This is a genomic window from Staphylococcus sp. URHA0057, from assembly GCF_000620265.1.
In the GTDB taxonomy this organism is placed as follows: Bacteria; Bacillota; Bacilli; order Staphylococcales; family Staphylococcaceae; genus Staphylococcus; species Staphylococcus pasteuri.
On record NZ_JHVS01000007.1, the window covers coordinates 200,357 to 226,242 of the forward strand.

Sequence of the window (25,886 nt, forward strand, 5' to 3'; positions counted from 1 at the left end):
TTGCGTATATTAGTAGAAATAGAATATCAAGGTAATCAATTTTTAGGATTTCAAATTCAACAACAAGGTCGCACAATACAACAACAATTTGAAAAAATTCTTAAAAGAATGCATAAACGTCATGTAAGAATACATCCCTCTAGTCGAACAGATAGAGGAGTGCATGCTTATCAACAGTATTTTCATTTTGATACTGACTTAAACATTGAAAATAATAAATGGCAATATGCAATGAATAGTGCATTGCCGGATGATATATATGTTAAAAGCGTTCAACACGTAGATGAAGATTTTCATTGTCGTTATGATTGTGTAGGGAAAAAGTATAGATATAAAGTATATCAAGCCGAACATCGGAATCCATTTGAAAGTGGATTAAAAACGTATGTATCTGAAATATTAGATCTAGATAGCATGAATAAAGCAGCACAATTATTTATTGGTACTCACGACTTTACTGGTTTTTGTTCCCAAAAAACTGAAGTTCAAAGTAAAGTAAGAACATTATATGAAAGTAAAATTATTAAAACAGAAGATGGTTTTGATTATATAGTAACTGGTTCAGGCTTTCTGTATAATATGGTTCGTGTATTAGTGGCATTTTTAATAGAAGTTGGAAAAGGTAAAAGAAAACCTGACGAAATACCGGTATTACTTGAAGAGAAAAACCGCAATAAAATACCTTTTACTGCACCATCTGACGGTCTATATTTAGAGAAAATATATCTGTCTGATCATGAATTAATGGATGAATTTGGTAATCATATTAAAATCCATTATAAAAAATCATTACAAAATGATTGAATTGCATTGACAAAAGGTCTATGAAATTATAAGATTATTAACGGTATTGTTTTATATCCACCCCACGATAAGCCCCGGAATCTTATTGTGTTACAAGATATATAAGCAAAATAGAACAACAGTTAACAAAATAAATGAAATCTACGCTTTAAATCGTAACAAATTTTTAATTCAAACAAATAGAATTTAGACAATACAAAGTAACTTAGGTTAATCAATTTTGTCTAGAGACTAAAACGAAGCATTTATTTTTAGGAGGACAATTATTATGCGTCAAACATTTATGGCAAATGAATCAAACATTGAGCGCAAATGGTATGTTATCGATGCTGAAGGCCAAACATTAGGTCGTTTATCATCAGAAGTAGCATCTATCTTACGCGGTAAAAATAAAGTAACTTATACACCACACGTTGATACAGGTGATTATGTAATCATCATCAACGCTTCAAAAATCGAATTCACTGGTAACAAAGAGCAAGACAAAATGTATTACCGTCACTCAAATCACCCAGGTGGTTTAAAATCAATCTCTGCTGGTGAATTAAGAAGAACAAACCCAGAACGTTTACTTGAAACTTCAATTAAAGGTATGCTACCAAGCAGCCGTTTAGGTGAAAAACAAGGTAAAAAATTATTTGTATATGGTGGCGCTGAACATCCACACGCTGCACAACAACCAGAAAACTACGAGTTACGTGGTTAATTAGAAGGAGGAAATTACATTGGCACAAGTTGAATATAAAGGCACAGGCCGTCGTAAAAACTCAGTAGCACGTGTACGTTTAGTACCAGGTGAAGGTAACATCAAAGTTAACAACCGTGACGTACGTGACTACTTACCATTTGAATCATTAATCTTAGACTTAAACCAACCATTCGATGTTACTGAAACTAAAGGTAACTATGACGTTTTAGTTAACGTTCACGGTGGTGGATTCACAGGACAAGCACAAGCTATCCGTCACGGAATCGCTCGTGCATTATTAGAAGCAGATCCTGAATACAGAGGTTCTTTAAAACGCGCTGGATTATTAACACGTGACCCACGTATGAAAGAACGTAAAAAACCAGGTCTTAAAAAAGCTCGTCGTTCTCCTCAATTCTCAAAACGTTAATATATACAAATTATTGCGAAGTTTTTCGCTATCAGATTTGTTTACAATTAATAAGAACGATAAATCAAGCACTTCTCGAATCTTCGAGAAGTGCTTTTTTTGTTGGGATAAAATAAATTTTAAATTAATACTTGAAAGTGACGTTACGTTATCCCTTATGTTTAATTTATGGAGGGATTAAGATGAATAGTACTAATCAAGTTATGAGTTATTTAGTTAGTTTAAAGGAAAAGAAAATAAAATTTTTAAGCGAGGTGAGAAATTTTGGAATTTCAATATAGTTTAAAACAAATTATGGATATTACTGGAGTAACAAAGCGAACATTACATTATTATGATGAGATTGGTTTATTAAAAGTACAAAAGAACGAAAATAATTATAGGGTTTATAATCAAAATGATTTAGTTAGACTTCAAAAAATATTATTACTTAAAAATTTAGATATGAGTATAAAAGAAATATATGAAGTTATTGATTATAATGATGAACAATTAAAATCTGTATTAGAAAATCAAAAAGTGAGTCTAACTCAAAAAATAAATACTTTAGAAAATTCGAGAATAGCAATTGAAAAATTCATTAATAATATACCAATTGTAGAAATTGAAGAATTGAATCATGTACCTTACAAACAATATCAAGAAGAAGCAAAGATAAAATATGAAAATTTAGATGTTTACAAAACGTATACTAATAAACATAATGACCAATTACTTTCAAATAAAGAAAATATAGAAAGATTAGATCAGATTTTTGAAAAGTTTAATGGCTTAGCAATAAATAAAGTTAATATTAGTGAAGCTAAAGATGTTGTATATGAGTGGAAAGACCTGATGAATCTATATACTCATTTTGATAATGAATTACTATGTTTGATTGCTGACACTTATCATAACGATGTGAGATTCAAAAATTATTTCAAGAAATTTAATAATCCTTATCTAACTAGTTTTATTTCAGAAGCAGTCAATTATCATTTATCACAAGTTCAATCATAAAATAAACGCACTTCTCGAAAAAATCGGGAAGTGCTTGTTGATTTAACTATTCAGTTGATCAATGACCTCAACCATATCCTCATTGATGACAAGTGAGGCTTCATTATCATAAGGAGTTGCATCTTTATTGATAATAACTAGATTGTCACCTTTAAAATTTGATACTAATCCAGCAGCAGGTTGCACAACTAGTGAAGTACCAAGTACAACCAACGCATCTGCATTTTCGATTTTTTGTAATGCATTCATAATCACTGATTGGTCCAACATTTCACCATACAGAACAATGTCAGGTCTAATAGTACTACCACATGCGTCACATTGTTTTAACTGTCTATCAAGCACGTCTTTTTTAGTGTATGACTTATGACATTTAGGACAATAGAATCTGTTTAATGTTCCATGTAATTCATCAACATGCTTACTGCCTGCATCTGAATGAAATCCATCAATATTTTGAGTAATAACCCCTAGAGATTGACCGTTGTGTTCTAAATGAGCAATCCATTCATGTACACTATTAGGTAATTTATCAGCATAAATTAATCTTTTATGACAGAAATTGATAAATCCATCAGGATCGTCTTCAAAATAATCATGGCTTAATAGATATTCTGGTGAATAGCCGTCTTTTGAAATTTCATCAAATAGGCCTCCCATAGATCTGAAATCTGGAACGCCACTTGCTACAGATACACCAGCACCCGTAAAGAATACAATTTTCTCAGAGTTATCAATTAGTTGTTTTAAACTTTCAATTTTATTATTCAAAAATACACCTTCTTGTAAAAAATAGATTATACAGCATATCACTTTTAACATATGACTTCTTTACATTTATATATTATAGTAATAATGTTAAAGATATTGAAGTGATTTTATACATACTATTAAATACAGTTGAACAATGTATTTTGCATACAATTAAAATTAGTAAATGATTAGGTAGATTCAGTATTTTTACTATTGAATAATCATGAATATTGATAAAAGATGGAAATTGAATGATGACACTGGCCTAATGTAAGGAGGTATTTATTTAGTGAATAAGCACGAACGTTTAGATGAGATTGCTAAGCTAGTCAATAAAAAAGGAACAGTGAGGACCAATGAAATCGTTGAAGGTTTAAATGTTTCTGATATGACAGTAAGAAGAGATTTAGTTGAATTAGAAAACCAAGGTGTTTTAACGAAAATACATGGTGGAGCACGTAGTAATTCAAATTTTCAATATAAAGAAATGTCACATAAAGAAAAGCACACACACCAAATTGAAGAAAAAAGATATATTGCTAAAAAAGCAGCCAGTTTAATTGAAGATGGTGATACATTATTTTTTGGACCAGGAACGACGATTGAAGTTCTTGCCGAAGAAATAAACCATCATTCTTTAACGGTGATAACAAATTGTTTGCCCGTTTATAAGATATTATTAGAGAAACAAACAACCAATTTCAGAGTTTATTTACTAGGTGGAGAAATGAGACATTTAACAGAAGCATTTGTAGGTGAAATGGCAAACTCAGTATTAGAAAAGCTTCGTTTTTGTAAAATGTTTTTTAGTAGTAATGGTGTTAATAAAGGTAGTGTTATGACGTCTTCTTTAGATGAAGCCTACACACAGCAACTTGCAGTAGAACATTCAGTTGAAAAATATTTACTAGTAGATCATACCAAAATAGGAAAAAATGATTTTACTTCAATTTGTCACTTGGATGATCTGACCGCAGTTATAATGGATAATCAAGATCAAGAGAAGCTAGAACAAATTAAAACATATATAGAAGTAGTAGAATAATATATTACTTTCAGAATAAATGACCTCGAATCAAACGATTCGAGGTTTTTTGTTTGAAATAATTACTTATTAAACGAATTTCAACATAATAAAACATTTTTCTGTGAAAAATCGAATATTTAGCTACAAATGTTTGGAAAAGTGTTTAATTCAAACAAAATACAAACATATAATGTTGAATTTATGTTGGTTTAAGTTTATAATTTAAACGTAAAGATTTGAAAGCCTTTTCTTTAAATATATATAAGATGCTTTTAATGACTATATTTGATAAGGAGAATTGCTATGACAATCATAATTGGATCAGATGTGGATGGTAAGCGTTTAAAAGATTTAATTAAAACATATTTAGTAGAAAGTAATTTTGATATTTTAGACGTTACTGAAGGTAAAGATTTAGATTTTGTAGATTCTACACTTGCCATTGCTAAAGAAGTACAAAAGAATGATGACAATTTAGGAATCGCAATTGATGCGTTCGGAGTTGGGAGCTTTATGGTTGCTACAAAAATTAAAGGTATGATCGCTGCGGAAGTGTCAGATGAAAGATCTGCATATATGACAAGAGGTCATAATAACTCAAAAATGATTACGTTAGGTTCAGAAATCGTAGGGGACACATTGGCACAAAATGTAGTTAAAGGTTTTGTTAATGGACACTACGATGGCGGGCGTCACCAAATACGCGTAGATATGCTTAATAAAATGTGCTAATTAGAGGAGGATTAACAATGAAAATAGCATTAGGTTGCGATCATATTGTAACTGATACAAAAATGGAAGTTTCACAGTTTTTGAAATCAAAAGGTCACGAAGTTATCGATGTAGGAACATATGATTTCGCGCGAACTCATTACCCAATTTTTGGTAAAAAAGTGGGTGAACAAGTAACAAGTGGGAATGCGGATCTAGGTATTTGTATTTGTGGAACTGGTGTTGGTATAAACAATGCAGTTAATAAAGTACCAGGTGTTAGAGCCGCACTTGTAAGAGATATGACTTCTGCCCTTTATGCCAAGGAAGAGCTAAATGCAAATGTCATTGGTTTTGGAGGTAAAATCATTGGTGAACTTTTAATGTGTGACATTATCGAAGCCTTCATTGAAGCAGAGTATAAACCTTCTGAAAAAAATGAAAAATTAATTGCGAAAATTAAACATTTAGAAACACATAACGAAGACCAAACGAACCCTAATTTCTTTAATGAATTTTTAGAAAAATGGGATAAAGGCGAATATCACGATTAAAGGAAGACACATATGATATTAACACTAACTTTAAATCCGTCTGTAGATATTTCATATGCTATTGAAGATTTTCAGCTTGATACTGTGAATCGAGTATCGAACATTGATAAAACTGCTGGCGGAAAAGGACTCAATGTAACTCGAGTATTGAATCAACTAAACGAATCAGTTATAGCTAGTGGATTAATCGGTGGTCAACTGGGCGAATTTATTGAACAACAATTAGAAGACTCACATATTAAACATTCTTTTTTCAAAATTAAAGATGTTACTAGAAATTGTATTGCTATTTTACATCAAGGTAAGCAAACGGAAATTTTGGAAAAAGGGCCAACTATTAGTAAAAAAGAAGGACAAAACTTCTTAGAACACGTTGATGAATTGATTCGACAAACTAAAGTGGTTGTTATTTCAGGAAGTCTACCTAAAGGTTTAAATAACAATTACTATTTGAAGATTATTGGAAAATGTCATGATGAACAGGTTCCATTAATACTAGATAGCTCTGGAGAAACATTAGTATCTTCTTTAAAAGGATTACATAAGCCAACTGTTATAAAACCCAATATTGATGAACTATATCAGTTATTAGGTCAACCTGTTGATGAAAGTATAGATGGGCTAAAACAAGCAGTAAATGATTCATTATTCAAAGATATAGAATGGGTCATTGTTTCATTAGGAGCAAAGGGTATGTTCGCTAAGCATCATAATCAATATTACAAAGTCAACATACCTTCTATTAAAGTATTAAATCCAGTTGGTTCTGGAGATTCTACAGTTGCCGGTATAGCTTCTGCATTGTTAAACAATGAAAGTGATGATGAACTTCTCAAAAAAGCTAACACCTTAGGTATGCTCAATGCTCAAGAATCACGTACAGGATATGTCAATATCAAAAACTATGACGAATTATATCATCAAATTGAATTATTAGAGGTGTAAATAATGGTAAAAACTCAAAATAAAACGACAGCAATTTCACAATTAAGTAATGAAAATGGTGTTATTTCAGCATTAGCATTTGACCAACGTGGTGCTTTAAAGCGAATGATGTCTAAATTCCAAACAACTGAACCAACAGTTGAACAAATTGAAAAATTAAAAGTACTTGTAGCTGAAGAACTTACACAATATGCATCATCTATTTTATTAGACCCAGAATATGGTTTACCAGCTACTGAAGCTAGAAATAAAAACTGCGGATTATTATTAGCATATGAAAAAACAGGTTATGACGTAAATGCTAAAGGTCGCTTACCTGATTGTTTAGTTGAATGGTCAGCTAAACGTTTAAAAGAACAAGGCGCAGATGCAGTTAAATTTTTACTTTACTACGACGTTGATGATGATGAGTATATCAATGTTCAAAAGCAAGCATATATTGAAAGAATTGGTTCTGAATGTGTTGCAGAAGACATCCCATTTTTCTTAGAAGTTTTATCATATGATGACAATATTTCAGATAATAGCAGTGTTGAATACGCAAAAGTTAAACCTAGAAAGGTTAACGAAGCTATGAAATTGTTCTCTGAACCACGTTTTAACGTGGACGTACTAAAAGTTGAAGTACCAGTAAATATGAAATATGTTGAAGGATTTGCTGATGGAGAAGTTGTTTATAGCAAAGAAGAAGCGGCTCAACATTTTAGAAATCAAGAAGCATCAACGAATCTTCCATACATTTATTTAAGTGCAGGTGTTTCTGCAGAATTATTCCAAGAAACATTAAAATTTGCACATGAATCAGGGGCTAAATTTAATGGTGTACTATGCGGCCGTGCAACATGGGCTGGTGCAGTTCAAGTATATATTGAACAAGGTGAAGCCGCTGCACGTGAATGGTTAAGAACAACAGGATTTAAAAATATAGATGATCTTAACAAAGTACTAACTCAAACAGCGACATCTTGGAAATAACATAATTTAAATTGAGGGGAGTATATCGCTCATGAATAGAGAAGAAGTACAATTAATTGGTTTTGAAATAGTTGCTTTTGCAGGAGATGCACGGTCTAAATTTTTAGAAGCATTGACTGCTGCACAAAATAAAGACTTCGATAAAGCTGAAGCTTTAATTGAAGAAGGAAAAGGTCTTATTGCAGACGCGCACAAAGCACAAACAAGTCTTTTGGCTAAAGAAGCCCAAGGAGAGGATATCGCATATAGTGTGACAATGATGCATGGTCAAGACCATTTAATGACAACTATATTATTAAAAGATGTGATGTCACATTTAATTGAATTATATAAAAGAGGGTGAAGACCTTGATGAAAAAGTTAATTGCTCAAATTGAAAAGGGTAAACCATTTTTTGAAAAGTTATCGAGAAATATTTATTTAAGAGCCATTCGTGATGGCTTTATATCAGCAATGCCTGTTATTTTATTTTCAAGTTTATTCCTATTGATTGCATTTGTACCGAATGTATTTGGCTTTAAGTGGGATAAAGAGATGGAAGGCATTTTAATGAAGCCTTATAACTACACAATGGGTCTTGTAGCATTATTAGTTGCTGGAACAACTGCCAAATCTTTAACAGATTCATATAACCGCAAGTTAGAAAGTACGAATCAAATTAACTTTATTTCTACTATGCTTGCGTCAATTTGTGGATTTTTATTCTTAGCAGCAGATCCTGCTAAAGAAGGTGGATTCTTAAACGCATTTTTAGGAACAAAAGGTTTATTAACAGCGTTTATTTCTGCATTTGTAACTGTTATTGTTTATAACTTCTTTATTAAACGTAATATTACTATCAAAATGCCTAAAGAAGTACCTCCAAACATATCTCAAGTATTTAAAGATATTTTTCCATTTTCAGCAGTCATTTTAATTCTTTATGGATTTGATTTAACTGTTAGAGCAACAATCGAAACTAATGTTGCAGCAGCGGTTCTTAAAGTATTCGAACCATTATTTACTGCAGCAAACGGATGAATTGGAATCACAATTATCTTTGGTGCATTTGCTTTGTTCTGGTTTGTTGGTATACATGGTCCATCTATTGTAGAACCAGCTATTGCAGCTATTACATATGCAAACATTGAAGCAAACTTTAAGTTAATTCAAGCGGGTGAACACGCAGACAATGTTATTACCTCTGGTACTCAAATGTTTATCGTAACTATGGGTGGTACAGGTGCAACATTAGTAGTTCCATTTATGTTTATGTGGATAGCTAAATCTAAACGAAATAGAGCTATAGGTCGTGCGTCTGTGGTACCTACATTCTTTGGTGTTAACGAACCAATTTTATTTGGTGCACCTTTAGTATTAAACCCTGTATTCTTTATTCCATTTGTTTTAACACCAATTGTTAACGTATGGATCTTTAAATTTTTCGTAGATGTATTAGGGATGAACAGTTTTTCTGTTAACTTACCGTGGACTACACCGGCACCTTTAGGTATCGCCATGGGTACACAATTTGCATTATTATCATTTGTCTTAGCATTAGTATTAATTATTGTGGATATTATTATTTATTATCCATTCTTAAAAGTTTATGATAATGAAATTTTAGAAGAAGAAGCTGGTAATAAAGAAAGTAATAGCGAATTACAAGATAAAGTAGCAGCTAACTTTGATACTAAAAAAGCAGATGCAATATTAGCTTCACATTCTAATACAGAAGCAGAGTCAACATCTGACTTAACTAATAATATTACAGAACAAACGAATGTATTAGTCCTTTGTGCAGGGGGAGGAACAAGTGGATTACTAGCTAATGCACTTAATAAAGCAGCAGAAGAATATCATGTTCCAGTTAAAGCAGCTGCTGGAGGATATGGTGCACATAACGATATTATGAAAGATTATCAATTAATCATTTTAGCCCCTCAAGTAGCATCCAATTTTGAAGATATTAAACAAGACACTGATAAATTAGGTATTAAATTAGTTAAAACTCAAGGTGTCGAGTACATTAATTTAACACGTGATGGACAAGCAGCATTAGCATTTGTACAAAAACAATTTGAAAATTAGATAGGAGCGTTTTTCATAATGACTAAACAATTACCTGAAGATTTTATTTTTGGTGGAGCGACTGCCGCATATCAAGCAGAAGGAGCAACTCAAACTGATGGTAAAGGACGTGTTGCATGGGATACTTATCTAGAAGAAAATTACTGGTATACTGCTGAACCAGCAAGTGATTTTTATCATCGATACCCAATTGATTTAGAATTAAGTGAAAAATTTGGTGTTAATGGTATCCGTATATCAATTGCATGGTCAAGAATTTTTCCTAAAGGATTTGGGAAAGTTAATCCAAAAGGAGTAGAATACTATCATAATTTATTCAAAGAATGCCATAAACGTCATGTAGAGCCATTTGTTACGTTACATCATTTTGATACGCCAGAAGTATTGCATAAAGATGGTGATTTTTTAAACCGTAAAACCATTGAATATTTTGTAGATTATGCTGAATATTGTTTCAAAGAGTTTCCAGAAGTAAAATACTGGACTACTTTTAATGAAATTGGACCTATTGGTGATGGACAATACTTAGTTGGAAAATTCCCACCAGGAATTACATACGATTTCGGAAAAGTATTTCAATCACATCATAATATGATGGTTGCACATGCTAAAGCAGTAAAGTTATTTAAAGATGGTGGTTATAAAGGAGAAATTGGTGTTGTACATGCATTGCCGACTAAATATTCATTAAATCCTAACAACCCAGAAGACGTTAGAGCAGCAGAATTAGAAGACATCATTCACAATAAATTTATTTTAGATGCAACATACTTAGGTAAATATTCAAGAGAAACTATGGAAGGTGTTCAACATATTTTAGCTGTTAATGGTGGTAAATTAGATATTAAAGAAGAAGACTATCAAATTTTAGACGCTGCTAAAGATTTAAATGACTTTTTAGGTATCAATTACTACATGAGCGATTGGATGAAAGCATATGATGGTGAATGTCTCATCACACATAATTCAACTGGAGATAAAGGTGGATCAAAGTACCAATTAAAAGGTGTTGGCCAAAGAGAATTTGATGTCGATGTACCTAGAACGGACTGGGATTGGATGATTTATCCTCAAGGTTTATATGATCAAATTATGAGAGTTGTAAAAGATTATCCGAATTATCATAAAATCTATATCACTGAAAATGGATTAGGCTATAAAGATGAATTTATTGAATCTGAAAAAACAGTTCATGACGATGCTAGAATTGACTACATTAAGCAACATTTAAATGTTATTGCTGATGCAATTAAAGATGGCGCTAATGTAAAAGGTTATTTCTTATGGTCATTAATGGATGTATTCTCATGGTCAAATGGTTATGAAAAACGATATGGATTATTCTATGTAGATTTTGATACACAAGAACGTTATCCGAAGAAAAGCGCATATTGGTATAAACAAGTAGCTGAAACAAGAGAAATAAAATAACTTATAAAACAAGGTGTATTTAAAATAATGCGCCTTGTTTTTATGTGCGGTGGTTGTAAAAATACTATATACTAATAGAATATATAAAATAGAAGAGGTAATCTAATGAAAGCAAAATGGCTATTAATTATAAGTATTTTAATCATCGCATTCATTGCAATTGCTACAGTGATGATTACACGTCAACATCATTCTACTAAAGTAAACGATCAACGTTTTATAAAAAGTCATACGGCTACTATCTTTTTACATGGATATGGTGGAAGCGAAAAGTCTGAAACGTTTATGGTAAAACAAGCAAATCAACAGGGTGTAACCCAAAATGTAATTACAACTAAGGTAGATAGCAATGGTGAAGTTAACTTCAAAGGACATATGAAGTCAAAAGCTATAAACCCTATTATCAAAATAGGATTGGAAGATAATAAAAATGGGGACACATCACAAAACGCAAAAAATATTAAAAATGTTTTATCCCAATTAAAGTCAAAATATGAAATAAAGAAATACAATTTCGTAGGTCATTCAATGGGCAACTTATCCTTTGCATATTTCATGAAAATGTATGGTACAGATAAAAAGTTACCACAATTAAATAAAGAGGTTAATATAGCAGGTACTTTTAACGGCGTATTAAATCTAAATGAAAAAGTAAATGAAATTAGTGTTGATAAAAATGGTAAGCCAAACAAAATGACTGATAATTTTAAAGAATTATTACCGCTGAAAAATATTTATAAAAATAAAGATATCAAGGTATTGAATATATATGGAGATTTAAAAGACGGCACACATTCGGATGGACGTGTCTCTAATAGTTCATCAAAGTCACTTCAATACTTAATTGGCAATAGTGTTAGTAGTTATAAAGAATCTAAATATACAGGTGAATCTGCTCAACATAGTCAATTACACGAAAATAAAAAAGTTGCCGATGAAATCGTAGAATTTTTATGGGCTAAATAAAAAAAGGTACAGTTTCTAACTGATATGAATTCGTACTTAATTATTAAAATTAATCGGTTAAGTCGAAAACAGCTAGAGATTGTACTTTTTTATATTTTTTAAGAAATCACAACCACGATTCATTCTTAATTTAAAATTTTATTTTCTTATACAATTAAGTTGGCATGATTTAGACATCTTGAATTGAGGTATTTAAATATTATCAATAATTAAAAAGGATGATTTCATGGATAATAAACAAATTATTTTTAATAAATACCCTGAAGGTATGCCACAAGATGATACATTCAAATATGAAGACATAGATATTACTGAGCCTAAAAATGGTGAAGTACAACTAAAAACATTATATATTTCAGTGGATCCATATATGCGTGGAAGAATGTCTAAAGGAGATTCTTATGTTCAACCATTTGAAATAGGACAAACTATAGAAAGTCACGTTGTAGCACAAGTAACTGCATCACAAGTAGATGGATTTAAACAAGGTGATATTGTTACCGGCGTATTACCATGGAAAAAATATAATACTGTAACTAGTGATAAAGTACGAGTTGTACCATCTACTGAGGTACCGTTAGAATTATATTTAAGTGTACTAGGTATGCCAGGACAGACTGGTTATCATGGATTATTAGATATTGGTCGTCCTCAAGAAGGTGAAACTGTTGTTGTATCAGCGGCATCTGGAGCGGTCGGTTCTGTTGTAGGTCAAATTGCTAAAATTAAAGGATGTCGTGTTGTTGGTATTGCTGGTGGACCAGAAAAAGTATCTTACCTAACAGACACATTAGGGTTTGATGCAGGTGTTGATTATAAAGACAATCAATTTTCAAGTAATCTAGAACAAGCATTACCTGATGGCGTTGATGTATATTATGAAAATGTTGGTGGCCAAATTAGTGATGAAGTATTCAAACATTTAAATCGTCATGCGCGTATACCTGTATGCGGTTCTATTTCTGCATATAATCACCCTGAAGAAGACATTGGACCAAGAATTCAAGGAACATTAGTGAAAAAACAAGCTATGATGAGAGGATTCTTAGTAGCCGAATTTGCCGATGATTTCAAAAACGCAAGTGAACAATTAGCTGAGTGGGTACAACAAGGTAAAATTAAAACACAAACATCAGTTGAAGAAGGTTTTGATAAAGTTCCTAATGCTTTCAGAAACTTATTTACTGGAGATAACTTCGGTAAGCAAGTAATTAAAGTAGCAGATGTTGAATAAATTCTTTAAAATTAAAAGAAAACAAAGCTCATATTTATTTATAAATATTGATAGAGGTGGCTTAATATGAAAGCAATAGGATTTGAAAACCCATTTACTTTAGATCAAGGTAATCAGTTTAAAACTTTTCAGTTGAATACACCCTCACCTTCAGGACATGATATTTTAGTGAAAGTACAAAGTATAAGTGTCAACCCAGTTGATACGAAACAAAGACTGTTGCCTGTCGAACAATCACCAAGAATACTAGGCTTTGATGCAGTTGGCACTGTTGAAGCTGTTGGAAATGAGGTCACAATGTTCAAAGTAGGAGACACTGTGATGTATTCTGGTTCACCGAATCAACATGGTTCTAATGCTGAATATCAATTGATACAAGAAAACTTAGTTGCACACGCACCTAATAATATTTCAGCTGAACAATCAGCGAGTTTGCCTTTAACAGGGCTCACTGCATCAGAAACATTATTCGACTGCTTTAATATCTCATATAATCCAGACGATAATAAAGGTAAGTCTTTATTGATTATTAATGCTGCAGGTGGAGTTGGAAGTATCACTATACAAATAGCTAAATATTATGGATTACATGTGATAACAACTGCATCTAGAGAAGAAACCCAAAAATGGTGTTATGATTTGGGCGCTGATATTGTTTTAAATCTTAAAGAAGATTTAAAACAACAACTCATAGAACATGATATTAATGAAGTAGATTATATCTTCTGTACATTTAATACTGATATGTATTATGAAAAAATGATTGATATGATTAAACCACGAGGTCATATTGCAACTATAGTAGCCTTTAATGATAAACAAGATTTAAACTTACTTAAGCCTAAAAGCATTACGTTCTCACATGAATTTATGTTTGCTAGACCTATTCATCAAACAAACGACATGATTAAACATCATGAATATTTAAAAGATATAGCTATTAAAGTAGAACAGGGACATTATCAACCAACTACGACACAAGTATTAAATGGTCTAACTGAAGATAATTTATATAAAGCGCATCAAATATTAGAGAGTCAATCAATGATAGGTAAGTTAGTCATTAATATTTAAATTGAATAAAAATAAGTTGACTAAAGGAAAGTCGATTGAATATCACGAGTATTCAATCGACTTCTTTAGTTAATATATGGTTTAAAGATTATATTATGAAATAACAGTAAAACGTATTTGTTCTATTAGTAATTAATAATACTAAAGATAAAAAATATTTTAAGATTTTTTGAAATAAACGTTTTCAATAACAATTAATTGGGAATAAAGCATATAAGTAGTACTTAATTAAATATTAAAACTGATAAATTAGTTTTAAATTATTGGTTTTACTTTATTTATGATAGGGTACTCATTTTGTGTGATACTAAAAAGTAAAATATTAATTGAGGAGGTGTCATACGAGGTGAAAAGACTTAAAAACTTTATCCTTGGCTTACTTATCGTAGTCATTGTTGGTTTCTTATTGTTTATGTATGTTAAAGACAGTCGTATTTCTCAATACCAAGACTACTTCTTACAATTCAATTGGTTCCAACCACTATTGATTGGGCTAGCAGGATTATTAATATTAATCGGTTTAATATTAGTATTAAGCATATTCAAACCTACGTATCGAAAACCTGGATTGTATAAAGAATTTGATGATGGACATGTATATGTATCAAGAAAAGCTGTTGAAAAAACTGTTTACGATACTATTGCAAAATACGATCAAGTTAGACAACCTAATGTTGTCTCAAAAATGTACAATAAGAAAAAGAAATCATTTATTGATATAAAAGCAGATTTCTTTGTACCAAACAATGTACAAGCTACATCTTTAACAGAAAGTATTCGTTCAGATATTAAACAGAATGTTGAACACTTTACTGAAATGCCAGTAAGAAAATTAGAAGTAAACGTCAAAGATCAGAAAACTTCTGGTCCAAGAGTGTTGTAAGGGAGGGATATCATGGCTAACAATAATAACCAAAATGGACAAGACTCTACGCAACAACTTATTAACATATTGAAAACTTTTAAATGGAGAATCATTGGATTTTTAGCATTTTTACTTATAGCTATATTATTCCTAACTTTAGGTTTTTGGAAAACAATCTTAATAATTGTTTTATGTTTAATAGGAATTGGTATTGGGTATATTAAAGACCGTACACAAGACTTTTTGAATTTTCTAAATAGATGGAGTTAACGTAACTCTAGACATTTAAGATATTCATATTAACTTTTTATAAAACTAACAATTAAACATTTTATTGATAAAGGAGAATGCAAAATGGCAGTAGATAACAATAAAGCAAAACAAGCATACGATAACCAAACAGGTGTTAACGAAAAAGAAAAACAAGAACAACAAAAACAACAACAAGAAAATCAACAACCACAATTTGAAAATAAATTAACTTTCTCTGATGAAGTTGTTGAAAAAATCGCTGGTATCGCAGCTCGTGAAGTTAAAGGTATCTTAGACATGAAAGGCGGATTCACTGATAGCTTTACTAACGCTTTCTCAAGTGGTAATAACGTTACAACAGGTGTTTCAGTTGAAGTTGGCGAAAAACAAGCTGCAATCGACTTAAAAGTAATCTTAGAATATGGTGAATCAGCACCTAAAATCTTCCGTAAAGTAACAGACTTAGTTAAAGAACAAGTTAAATATATTACTGGTTTAGAAGTTGTAGAAGTTAACATGCAAGTTGACGATGTAATGACTAAAAAAGAATGGCAACAAAAACATGAAAAAGATAACAACCAAAACAACAACAATAACGACAGACAAGGTTTACAATAATCTGTCATTCAAGTTAGTTGGTTGAACAATCATTAAATAAAAGAATCCGAGAGACCTTCATATGAGTGTCTCTCGGATTCTTTTATTTGTTATATAATTTATTAATGACAACCTGACAACTGTTATAAATTCTATACATTAAACATGTAATGGATTGTTCACTTTAATATAAGTATATTCATGTGCTTCATCTTCTAAGCGCATCGTTGTAACACATTTATAATCAATCGTTTTGGCAAACATAACGTCTTTGATTTCTGAAATTCTTTCTTCTGAAATATGAGTAATATCGTTTAAAATTTGCTCTATGATAGTTGCAATATCTTTCCAAATATTTGCTTCTAAATCATTAACATTTGATGATTGTGCAACAGTTAATACTAACTCACCTAAATGATTTTGTACTGTTGAATAGAATGCTTTATTAAATACAGTTGTTTTAGAGTTAGTTAAAATGCGAGATTTTTCATGAAAATCATCTGTTGAATATCCCATATCATTTAAATATGCTTTATCAATGCGTAATCCTTCAAAATCTCTTACATATAAGTGATTTAAAGAACCATCTTCATTAAAATGAACAATTGAATTTTGTAAATGTGCTTCAAGCGCAATTCCATATTTGGTTAATAGCGGCATTACAATACCTAAAAGCGCTTTACTATATTCTTTCATCCATGCTCGAGCAGCACTTTCATATGACGTATGTTGATAATGAGTTTGATATAACTTTATCAGAGATACGATTGGTGCTTCTGTATTGTATGGATAATAAGATACTAAACTAGATGGAATCATAGATATTATTCCATTTTTAAGTTGATTATTAATATTTGTTCTGAATAATGTACCTAGTTGTTCGCTACGTTCTGTTTGTAACGGGTCTTGATCATGAGAATTATAAAAGTGAATGCCAGCAATTTCATCAACAATTGATGAATCATACGGTTTGAATGTTGCATCACTATTTAAAATTTGATTTAAAATTTTTGTCATAAGAGGTCCGTTATGTGTTGTTTGTTCAGACAATGTACGAATCTCTCCTGTGATATGAACATTGGTTGATAGTTTGATATGTGGGTCACTATTAGGCGCTTTAGGCATTAATGTTCTAAATGATAAACCGGCATAATAAGGTAAAGTATATTGTGATTTGATAATCATTTGTTGAGCAATTTCATCGTGATAATCTCGGTCTAGAACTTCATCATATTGCCAAGGGTGGACAATCATAACTTGATAATCATCTATATTAAGCTGATGATGTTGTTGCATTTCCTCTTGAAGTTTTTGATACATACTTGGGAACAATTGCTTAATAGTGTCGTTATATGACATTGATAATGATTGAACATTACAAAAACGATGATGTATCAGTATTACTTTAAGCGAGATAGGTTGTGAGAATTCTGATGAATACATAAATGTTTCATTTGAATTCATACCTTTTCTCAATTTAGCACCGGGATGTAGTGGGTGACCTTCTATAACAGCTTGTTCAGATCGTAAATAGCTGTCCTCATCACTTTTTATAATGTCGAATAAAGTTCTTGACTCGTCTTGCATTGAATACGACTGGTAGCTCATTGCGAATATCATATTAGCCGCACTATTATTTAAATCATCTTTAAATTGATTACTTGCCTCATTATTTAATTCTGGTGCTTCAATTAATATCCAATCTAGAATATCATTTGGATGTTCTACGCGATGAAATGTCTGATCTGATTCTGTATTAGATTTATAAAAAAATGGACCTTTCACATCTACACGATTGAAAGTATGCTGACCACTAATAGGGGCATATAGTAATTTTTGTGCAGACTTAAATTCTATTTCTAAAACATTAGTAGTTTCGCAAGGTAAGGATTCAATTTTATCAGAATTAAGTATTCTACTATGATCATTACCATGAACAAGATTTTCTCTATGTATAGATGTAACTAATCGCTGTGTAACCTTATCGCGACCATTAGCAATTTGATTAATAAAATGGTTTGCCCATTCTGGATGTGATTGACTTAAGAAATCATATGCATCTTGCTCATCCTTAGTCATATATAAATTATTTTTATTTGTGTTTTTAATTGAATTCATATTTCACCTCTAAAAAAATATTTTACAAAAATTAATAAGATTTGTATAATCCATATTAATGATAATGATTATTATTATCAATTAAAAAGACAGGTGAAATTTATGGCAAAATTTTTCTTTTCCAGTTCATTTCTTCTGTTTTTGGGGAATTGGATTGGGCAAATCGGTCTCAACTGGTTTGTGCTTACTACATATCATAACGCAGTTTATTTAGGTTTAGTTAATTTTTGCCGACTCGTACCGATTTTAATATTAAGTGTATGGGCTGGTTCTATTGCTGATAAATATGATAAAGGAAATTTATTACGTATTACAATATCTTCATCATTTTTAGTTACAGCAATATTATGTGTATTAACTTATACCATTGATAATATTCCTGTGTATTTTATCTTAATATATGCTACGTTACGTGGAATGTTAAGTGCTGTTGAAACACCGGTTAGACAAGCCGTTTTACCAGAGTTATCTAATAAAATTACAACAACACAAGCTGTCTCATTCCACTCATTTATTATCAATATTTGCCGTTCAATTGGTCCTGCAATTGCTGGTGTTATATTAGCAGCTTATCATGCACCAACAACGTTTTTAGCCCAAGCACTTTGCTATCTCTTAGCAGTTGGTCTATGTATACCGATTCATATTAAAGCAACAGAATTAGGTAAAAATAATAAAGAGATGTCACTTAAAGTAGTGATGAATTATTTCAAACACAATTTAGAAGCAAGTAAAATCTTTATCACATCTCTATTAATTATGGCAACTGGTTTTTGTTATACGACAATTTTACCTGTTCTTACAAATCATGTATTTCCAGGTCAATCTGAAATATTTGGTATAGCTATGACTTGTTGTGCGATAGGCGGTATTGTGGCCACTATTATTTTACCTAAAATACTTGATCATATTAATGCAGTAAAAATGTATTATTTGAGTTCTTTTCTATTTGGCTTAGCATTATTAGGAATTATTATTCACAATTTAGTTGTGATGTTTATTTGTATTTCGTTAATTGGATTGTTTAGTCAATGGGCAAGAACAACCAATAGAGTTTATTTCCAAAATAGTGTTAAGGATAGCGAAAGGGGTAAGGTATTAAGTATTGTTATGATGGATCGCGGCATGATACCTTTAGGAAGTTTAATTATGAGCTTCTTTGCGGATCAATTCGGTGTATTAAATACATTTTTAATTATGGGCATTAGTACTGTAGCTATTTCAGTCATCTTTTACTTAATGCAACGAATTACTAAAATTGGAGGAATTTCATAATGGAGCGCAATGAATGGTTACTTGCGGATGAAAATATTCAGCATCGGATATTGAATGCAATCATCAAAGAACAGATATGTCCAGAAGATGCCAAAATAAATAAATCATTTGAAAACATTGAGTTACAATATCATGGCCGTGTATTAACTGGTCGTATTTTAAGAAAAAGTATGTTGGAAAGATATGTATTTGATGGACAGTTTACATATCAATGTGCTGAACAAAAAATCCAAATTAGTAACCTAGAACAGCTACTAAAAATATTAAATGACCAATTTGATATCAAAATATCTGATCGTTTATACCGAGAATTAATTCATAGTAGAGACAGTTTTGTCGAAACATATAAACAATTCAATAATAGAAAATCACTTATACATCAGAGTATGAAATTTTCTATGTTACCAGATACTATAAACTTCTTTACTTGGTTACAACATTTAAATGCTAATGATACTACTGATGATTTAAGTTATTCAGAAAGTTTAGTTATTGAAGGACATCCAACTCACCCTCTAACTAAAACGAAATTACCGCTGACTAAGGATGAGATTCGTAGATATTCACCGGAATTTGAAAAAATTATACCATTACATATTATGCTAGTTTCTTCTTCGGAAATGGTTACGACATCCATGGAAGGGGATGACCAATTTATAATAAATAATGTCATCCCAGAATTAAAAGATAAAATACAACATTTTTTAAATCCTTTTGATTTGAATGTGGATGACTATAGAGCAATATTTGTCCACCCTTGGCAGTATGACCATGTGATTGGAGATAAATTTAAAACGTGGATAAGTGAAAAAATATTAATCCCAACTCCATTTACAGTAGATTCAAAAGCAACATTATCATTTAGAACTATGGAATTATTAAAACGACCTTTCCATGTTAAGCTTCCAGTAAATGTTCAAGCTACTAGTGCTGTACGAACTGTATCTACTGTAACAACTGTAGATGGTCCGAAATTAAGTTTTGCATTACAAGATATGCTAAATATTTATCCTGAGTTAAAAGTAGCTGCAGAACCATTTGGAGAATATATTAATACAGATCCTGATTTAGCTCGACAACTCGCTTGTATTATTCGAGAAAAACCAGAATTAAATCAAGTAGGTTCAACTATTGTCAGTGCGAGTTTAGTTAATCGTAATCCAGTTGATCTTGAGGTGGTTGTAGATAGTTATATCAAATGGCTGGATAATGAACTTACTAAAGATAATATTGAACGTTTTATGCGTGAATATACACGTACTTTAGTGAAACCACTCATTGCGTATATTCAAGATTACGGTATTGCATTAGAAGCTCATATGCAAAATACAATAGTTAATCTTGGGCCTAACTATCAAATTACATTTTTAGTAAGAGATCTAGGTGGATCACGTATAGATATCAAAACGCTTCAGCAAAAATTACCCCACATTGAAATAACAAATGAAAGTTTAATAGCTGAAAATATTGAAGCGGTTATAGCTAAATTCCAACATGCAGTGATTCAAAATCAATTGGCTGAATTAATCCATCATTTTAATCAATATGATTTTGTTAATGAGAATAACTTATTTAAGATTGTGCAACAAGAAGTAGAATCAGCTATTGATAGTAATAAAAATCATGCGCATGCATTATATCAAGTACTATTTGGTTCAACGATTTCAGTTAAAGCATTATTAAGTATGAGAATGGAAAATAAAGTTAAAAAGTATTTAAATACAGAATTGGACAATCCAATAAAAAAAGAGGTGTAGTACATGGCAAATTTAAAAATAAATTTATCAAAAATACAATATAATGCCAAAGTACTTCAAACAATTTTAGATTCTAAGCAAATACATTTTACACCAGTGATTAAATCTATAGCTGGAGATAGACAAATTGTACAAAAATTAATTGATTTAGGAATCACACATTTCGCAGATTCCAGATTAGAAAATATCAGTCAATTAAATGATTTTAATTGTTCTTATACTATATTACGATCCACAAAACAATCTAAGTTAGCTGACATGATTCAATGTACAAAAATAAGTATACAAACTGAATTAAACACTATTTTTGAAATCAATCGTATTGCTAAAAAACTAAATATAAAACATCAAGTGATTTTAATGGTTGATTGGAAAGATGGTAGAGAAGGCATACTAACTTATGATGTCATAAAATATATTGAACAAATTTTACAACTATCTTATATTCAATTGGTAGGAGTATCATTTAACTTCATGTGTTTCAAATCAAAATTACCAATTGAAGATGATGTATTTATGATAAATAAATTTGTTAGTGCTATAGAACGAGAATTAGGTTACCGTATGACCATCGTTTCAGGTGGCAACTCAAGTATGTTACCGTTAACAATGTATAATGATTTAGGTAAAATAAATGAATTACGAATAGGAGAAACACTATTTAGAGGTGTCGATACTACTACAGATAAACCAGTAGCACATTTATATCAAAATACCATTGTACTTGAAGCGGAAGTTATAGAAATTAAACCACGTTTAAATCACATAACAAATCAATCATATTTACAAGCTATTGTTGATATTGGATATATAGATACAGATACGACTCACATTACTCCGATTGCAAATGATATTCATATATTGGGTGCGTCTAGTGACCATTTAATGATTGATTTAAATAATCAGGATCATTATCAAGTAGGTGATATGATTCAATTCGAATTAAGTTATGAAGCATTATCACGCTCAATGTATAATAAAAATCTTGAAAAAGTTTATATACTAGATTCAAAAGTAGAAACCCTCATAGAAAGTTTTAATCAGTCTTTATGTTCAATGCATAAATCATAATTAAATATAAATTTTAATAATTAAGAGTACCGACACATGCAAACTTGGTTAAATTTGCACACAGTGTTGATTACTCTTTTTTTATTCTCTTAAAAAATCCAATTCCATCTAATTATTAATACGAAAAGTAATATATATTTAAAATGTATTCAGAGGACTCAAATTAATTTCAAAAATTATAAAAAGTATGTTGACAATGATAATCGTTATCAATAAACTGTTATATGAAAGCATATACATACAATAAGGAGTGGAATCATGAAGGGAATAAAGATTTTTAGCATAATTGGCATATTATTTGCTTTAATTTTAGTTACTGCCTGTGGAAATAACGACAGTTCAAATAGCTCTAGTAGTAAAGAACCTAAAGATGGTGTGAAAATTAAACACGCTGAGGGCACTACTAAAGTACCTAAGCATCCTAAACGAGTAGTTGTACTTGAATACTCATTTGTTGATGCATTAGCAGCATTGAATGTAAAACCAGTGGGTATTGCTGATGATAATAAAAAAGAACGTATTATCAAACCACTTAGAGATAAAATTGGAAATTATACTTCAGTAGGTACACGTAAACAACCTAACTTAGAAAAAATTAGTAAATTAAAACCAGATTTAATCATTGCAGATAGCAACAGACATAAAGGTATCTACAAAAATTTAAGTAAAATTGCGCCGACAATAGAATTGAAAAGCTTTGATGGTGACTACGATGATAATATAGATGCTTTCAAAACAATCGCTAAAGCACTAGGTAAAGAAAAACAAGGTGACAAACGTTTAGAAGAACATGACAAGAAAATTGCTAAGTACAAAAAAGAAATTAAATTCAACAAAGATGAAAAAGTATTACCAGCTGTAGCAGCAAAATCAAGTTTCTTAGGACATCCAAGTGAATCATATGTAGGTCAGTTCTTAAAAGAATTAGGATTCAAAGAAGCCTTAACTCCTAAAGTAACTAAAGGTTTAAGTAAATACTTAAAAGGACCTTATCTTGAAATGAGTTCTGAAACATTATTAGATGTTAATCCTGGACGTATGTTTGTTATGACTGATAAAGCAAGTCCAGATGAACCAACATTCAAAAAAATGCAAAAAGATCCAGTTTGGAAAAAATTAGATGCAGTTAAACATGATCGAGTAAGTGTTGTAGACAGAGACCTATGGGCAAGAGCGCGTGGTTTAATTTCTTCTGAAGAAATGGCCAAAGAATTAGTAGAAATTTCTAAAAAGGATCAAAATAAAGAAGATAAGTAAGGTGGAAAATTATGACTATGAAGCATCAAAGTAGTCAATCCGCTATATTACAAAATAAAAGAAAACGCACTACACTCACATATATTGTGAGTGTGTGCTTTCTTTTTATTTGTATTTATTTAAATTTAGCGATTGGTTCTTCTCATATAGTATTTAAAGATATTGTTCATTATATTACAGGACATACGGATACGGAACAGACATTTTTAATACATAATTCAAGAATGCCTCGTATGTTAGCAGGATTATTAATAGGTGGCGCTTTAGGTCTAGCAGGACTATTAATGCAATCTATAACTCGAAATCCCTTAGCATCACCACAAATATTTGGTGTTAATGGTGGGGCATCTTTTGTCATTGTACTAATCACTGTTCTTGTGCCAGCTCTTGAAAATTATTCAATGATATTAGCAATGATTGGTGCATTTCTAGGTGGTTTAACCGTGTATACTTTGTCAGGTTCAACTAGATCTATGACACCAGTCAAACTTGCACTAGCTGGTATGGCAGTCCATTTATTTTTTAGTAGTATGACACAAGGTGTTATCTTATTAAATGAAGATTCAAACTCATCTGTTATGTTTTGGTTAGTAGGTTCATTGTCTGGCGTGAAATGGCCAGAAATTATTGTCATTTCACCATGGTTAATTGTAGCAATGATTATCACTATGCTTATGGGACGTCAATTAACAATCATGGAATTAGGTGATGATATTGCTAAAGGACTAGGTCAGAAAATTCAAGTCGTTAGATTAATATTAGGTTTATTAGTTGTTATATTAGCAGGTTTATCAGTATCAATTGCTGGTCCAATAGGTTTTGTAGGGTTAATTGTGCCACACATAGTAAAACGTTATATCAATAATAACTATATTTTAATGATTCCGCTCACTATAATCATTGGTGCAGATTTATTATTATTCTCAGATGTGTTATCAAGACTAGTCACTTATCCATTTGAGTCACCTGTAGGTATAGTAACTTCTTTCGTTGGTGCATTTTACTTCTTATTAATTACTGTTAGAGGGGTGAAACGCATATGACAAAAAAGAAGCATATGATTAGATATAGCATTGTATTTATACTATTAATACTAAGTACTTTATTTAGTTTGTGTGTGGGTTCAGTAATCGTTAATCCTATTGAAGCAATACAAGGTATATTTACACAAGATAATTTTATTTTGAATGAGTATAGAATTCCAAGAACTTTATTGGGATTGATTATCGGATGTAGTTTAGCGATATCTGGTGCAGTAATTCAAGGCGTTGTTAGAAACCCTCTTGCTTCTCCTGATGTAATAGGTATATCTAAAGGTGCAAGTTTAGCAGCAGTTATTATCATTATGCTATTTCCATCAGCACCCTTAGCAGTATTGCCAATCGGATCGTTCTTTGGTGCATTAATTATTAGTTTGATTTTATCATTCTTGATTTCTAAATTTGATGTCAAAGGTTCTAACTTAGCTTTAATTGGTTTAGCTATTGGTGCTATCTGTACAGCTATCGTACAATTTTTATTAATTAGAAATCCTATGGATGCAAATAATGCATTAGTATGGTTAACAGGAAGTTTATATGGACATAATATTTCGAACTTTTTATCTATTGTTCCTTGGTTTGTAATTACACTTCCGATTATTCTAATTCTTAGTCATCAATTAGATATTTTAGGTTTAGGAGATAATGTTGCTTTAGCTTTAGGTGCAAGAGTTAAACTGTTAAAAATGGTGTTACTTATTTTATCTGTAATGCTAGCAGGAGCTTCTATTGCAGTTGTGGGTGGTATTAGCTTCTTAGGTTTAATTTCACCACATATTGCTAGACAACTAGTCGGACATAAAAATATGCATGTTGTTATTATGTCAGGTTTTATTGGAGCAATATTATTAACATTTGGCGATGGTTTAGCAAGAGGTATACATCCACCGTTAGATATTCCTGTGGGTGTCATTATCGCAATCATCGGTGCGCCATATTTCTTATTCCTATTAAGAAAAATGTAATAATGAACGAACAGTACAGCATAAATTA

Annotated in this window: 25 protein-coding genes and 1 pseudogene; 24 read left to right on the forward strand and 2 right to left on the reverse strand. The window is 31.0% G+C overall.

The features are described from left to right. The 4 genes from truA (at position 1) to N524_RS0105445 (ending at position 2,921) form a co-directional block, all read left to right on the forward strand. Positions 1 to 804, forward strand: coding sequence for a tRNA pseudouridine(38-40) synthase TruA (gene truA, locus N524_RS0105425; protein ID WP_029055867.1), 804 nt, complete (start codon positions 1 to 3; stop codon positions 802 to 804). Positions 805 to 1,072: 268 nt separating this feature from the next. Then, positions 1,073 to 1,510, forward strand: coding sequence for a 50S ribosomal protein L13 (gene rplM, locus N524_RS0105430; protein ID WP_029055868.1), 438 nt, complete (start codon positions 1,073 to 1,075; stop codon positions 1,508 to 1,510). Positions 1,511 to 1,529: 19 nt separating this feature from the next. Next, the gene (gene rpsI / locus N524_RS0105435; RefSeq protein WP_002450501.1) at positions 1,530 to 1,922 is read left to right on the forward strand and encodes a 30S ribosomal protein S9; all 393 of its coding nucleotides are present in this window, start codon (positions 1,530 to 1,532) and stop codon (positions 1,920 to 1,922) included. 264 nt (positions 1,923 to 2,186) lie between these two features. Continuing rightward, positions 2,187 to 2,921 (forward strand): MerR family transcriptional regulator, encoded by a 735-nt coding sequence (locus N524_RS0105445; RefSeq protein WP_029055869.1) that lies wholly within the window; start codon positions 2,187 to 2,189, stop codon positions 2,919 to 2,921. 42 nt (positions 2,922 to 2,963) lie between these two features. Here N524_RS0105445 and N524_RS0105450 read toward each other — a convergent pair whose 3' ends face one another. Then, entirely contained in the window at positions 2,964 to 3,692 is a 729-nt protein-coding gene (locus N524_RS0105450) for an NAD-dependent protein deacylase (protein WP_029055870.1), read from the reverse strand. A 271-nt stretch (positions 3,693 to 3,963) separates the two neighbouring features. Between N524_RS0105450 and N524_RS0105455 the strand changes: the two genes are divergently transcribed. From N524_RS0105455 to N524_RS0105520, 14 genes and pseudogenes are all read left to right on the forward strand, one after another. After that, the gene (locus tag N524_RS0105455; RefSeq protein WP_017638471.1) at positions 3,964 to 4,719 is read left to right on the forward strand and encodes a DeoR/GlpR family DNA-binding transcription regulator; all 756 of its coding nucleotides are present in this window, start codon (positions 3,964 to 3,966) and stop codon (positions 4,717 to 4,719) included. 285 nt (positions 4,720 to 5,004) lie between these two features. After that, the gene (gene lacA / locus N524_RS0105460) at positions 5,005 to 5,433 is read left to right on the forward strand and encodes a galactose-6-phosphate isomerase subunit LacA (protein WP_017638472.1); all 429 of its coding nucleotides are present in this window, start codon (positions 5,005 to 5,007) and stop codon (positions 5,431 to 5,433) included. A 17-nt stretch (positions 5,434 to 5,450) separates the two neighbouring features. After that, positions 5,451 to 5,966: a galactose-6-phosphate isomerase subunit LacB gene (lacB, locus tag N524_RS0105465; protein WP_017638473.1), complete on the forward strand. Its 516-nt coding sequence runs from the start codon at positions 5,451 to 5,453 to the stop codon at positions 5,964 to 5,966. 12 nt (positions 5,967 to 5,978) lie between these two features. Continuing rightward, entirely contained in the window at positions 5,979 to 6,911 is a 933-nt protein-coding gene (gene lacC, locus N524_RS0105470; protein WP_017638474.1) for a tagatose-6-phosphate kinase, read from the forward strand. 3 nt (positions 6,912 to 6,914) lie between these two features. Next, entirely contained in the window at positions 6,915 to 7,886 is a 972-nt protein-coding gene (gene lacD / locus N524_RS0105475; RefSeq protein ID WP_029055871.1) for a tagatose-bisphosphate aldolase, read from the forward strand. A gap of 31 nt (positions 7,887 to 7,917) precedes the next feature. Beyond that, on the forward strand, positions 7,918 to 8,229 hold the full coding sequence (locus tag N524_RS0105480; protein WP_023373578.1) for a PTS lactose/cellobiose transporter subunit IIA: 312 nt from the start codon (positions 7,918 to 7,920) through the stop codon (positions 8,227 to 8,229). A 5-nt stretch (positions 8,230 to 8,234) separates the two neighbouring features. Continuing rightward, positions 8,235 to 9,956: pseudogene (locus tag N524_RS12765) on the forward strand (lactose-specific PTS transporter subunit EIIC). A gap of 18 nt (positions 9,957 to 9,974) precedes the next feature. Beyond that, positions 9,975 to 11,387: a 6-phospho-beta-galactosidase gene (lacG, locus tag N524_RS0105490; protein ID WP_029055872.1), complete on the forward strand. Its 1,413-nt coding sequence runs from the start codon at positions 9,975 to 9,977 to the stop codon at positions 11,385 to 11,387. A 105-nt stretch (positions 11,388 to 11,492) separates the two neighbouring features. After that, entirely contained in the window at positions 11,493 to 12,353 is an 861-nt protein-coding gene (locus N524_RS0105495) for an alpha/beta hydrolase (RefSeq protein ID WP_029055873.1), read from the forward strand. Between the two features lie 226 nt (positions 12,354 to 12,579). Beyond that, positions 12,580 to 13,587, forward strand: a complete 1,008-nt coding sequence (locus N524_RS0105500; protein ID WP_017638479.1) for an NADP-dependent oxidoreductase — start codon at positions 12,580 to 12,582, stop codon at positions 13,585 to 13,587. A 66-nt stretch (positions 13,588 to 13,653) separates the two neighbouring features. Further along, entirely contained in the window at positions 13,654 to 14,661 is a 1,008-nt protein-coding gene (locus N524_RS0105505; protein ID WP_029055874.1) for a zinc-binding alcohol dehydrogenase family protein, read from the forward strand. 346 nt (positions 14,662 to 15,007) lie between these two features. Continuing rightward, positions 15,008 to 15,544, forward strand: a complete 537-nt coding sequence (amaP, locus tag N524_RS0105510) for an alkaline shock response membrane anchor protein AmaP (RefSeq protein WP_017638481.1) — start codon at positions 15,008 to 15,010, stop codon at positions 15,542 to 15,544. A 12-nt stretch (positions 15,545 to 15,556) separates the two neighbouring features. After that, on the forward strand, positions 15,557 to 15,796 hold the full coding sequence (locus N524_RS0105515) for a DUF2273 domain-containing protein (RefSeq protein WP_002450482.1): 240 nt from the start codon (positions 15,557 to 15,559) through the stop codon (positions 15,794 to 15,796). An 84-nt stretch (positions 15,797 to 15,880) separates the two neighbouring features. Further along, positions 15,881 to 16,396 (forward strand): Asp23/Gls24 family envelope stress response protein, encoded by a 516-nt coding sequence (locus tag N524_RS0105520; RefSeq protein ID WP_017638482.1) that lies wholly within the window; start codon positions 15,881 to 15,883, stop codon positions 16,394 to 16,396. A gap of 138 nt (positions 16,397 to 16,534) precedes the next feature. On the opposite strand, the gene N524_RS0105525 is transcribed toward N524_RS0105520, so the two are convergent. Further along, on the reverse strand, positions 16,535 to 18,493 hold the full coding sequence (locus tag N524_RS0105525; RefSeq protein WP_029055875.1) for an IucA/IucC family protein: 1,959 nt from the start codon (positions 18,491 to 18,493) through the stop codon (positions 16,535 to 16,537). 102 nt (positions 18,494 to 18,595) lie between these two features. Between N524_RS0105525 and N524_RS0105530 the strand changes: the two genes are divergently transcribed. The 6 genes from N524_RS0105530 to N524_RS0105555 all read left to right on the forward strand — a co-directional run bounded on the left by N524_RS0105530 (position 18,596) and on the right by N524_RS0105555 (position 25,858). Then, the gene (locus tag N524_RS0105530; RefSeq protein WP_029055876.1) at positions 18,596 to 19,768 is read left to right on the forward strand and encodes an MFS transporter; all 1,173 of its coding nucleotides are present in this window, start codon (positions 18,596 to 18,598) and stop codon (positions 19,766 to 19,768) included. Continuing rightward, the gene (locus N524_RS0105535) at positions 19,768 to 21,525 is read left to right on the forward strand and encodes an IucA/IucC family protein (RefSeq protein ID WP_029055877.1); all 1,758 of its coding nucleotides are present in this window, start codon (positions 19,768 to 19,770) and stop codon (positions 21,523 to 21,525) included. Before N524_RS0105530 ends, N524_RS0105535 begins: the two co-directional genes overlap by 1 nt. A 3-nt stretch (positions 21,526 to 21,528) precedes the next feature. Beyond that, positions 21,529 to 22,596: an alanine/ornithine racemase family PLP-dependent enzyme gene (locus tag N524_RS0105540; protein WP_029055878.1), complete on the forward strand. Its 1,068-nt coding sequence runs from the start codon at positions 21,529 to 21,531 to the stop codon at positions 22,594 to 22,596. Between the two features lie 258 nt (positions 22,597 to 22,854). Beyond that, a complete protein-coding gene (locus tag N524_RS0105545; RefSeq protein WP_029055879.1) occupies positions 22,855 to 23,853 on the forward strand; it encodes an ABC transporter substrate-binding protein in 999 nt (332 codons plus the stop codon). Positions 23,854 to 23,864: 11 nt separating this feature from the next. Further along, on the forward strand, positions 23,865 to 24,896 hold the full coding sequence (locus N524_RS0105550) for a FecCD family ABC transporter permease (protein WP_017638488.1): 1,032 nt from the start codon (positions 23,865 to 23,867) through the stop codon (positions 24,894 to 24,896). Next, a complete protein-coding gene (locus N524_RS0105555) occupies positions 24,893 to 25,858 on the forward strand; it encodes a FecCD family ABC transporter permease (RefSeq protein ID WP_017638489.1) in 966 nt (321 codons plus the stop codon). Before N524_RS0105550 ends, N524_RS0105555 begins: the two co-directional genes overlap by 4 nt. The last annotated feature ends 28 nt before the right edge of the window (positions 25,859 to 25,886 follow it).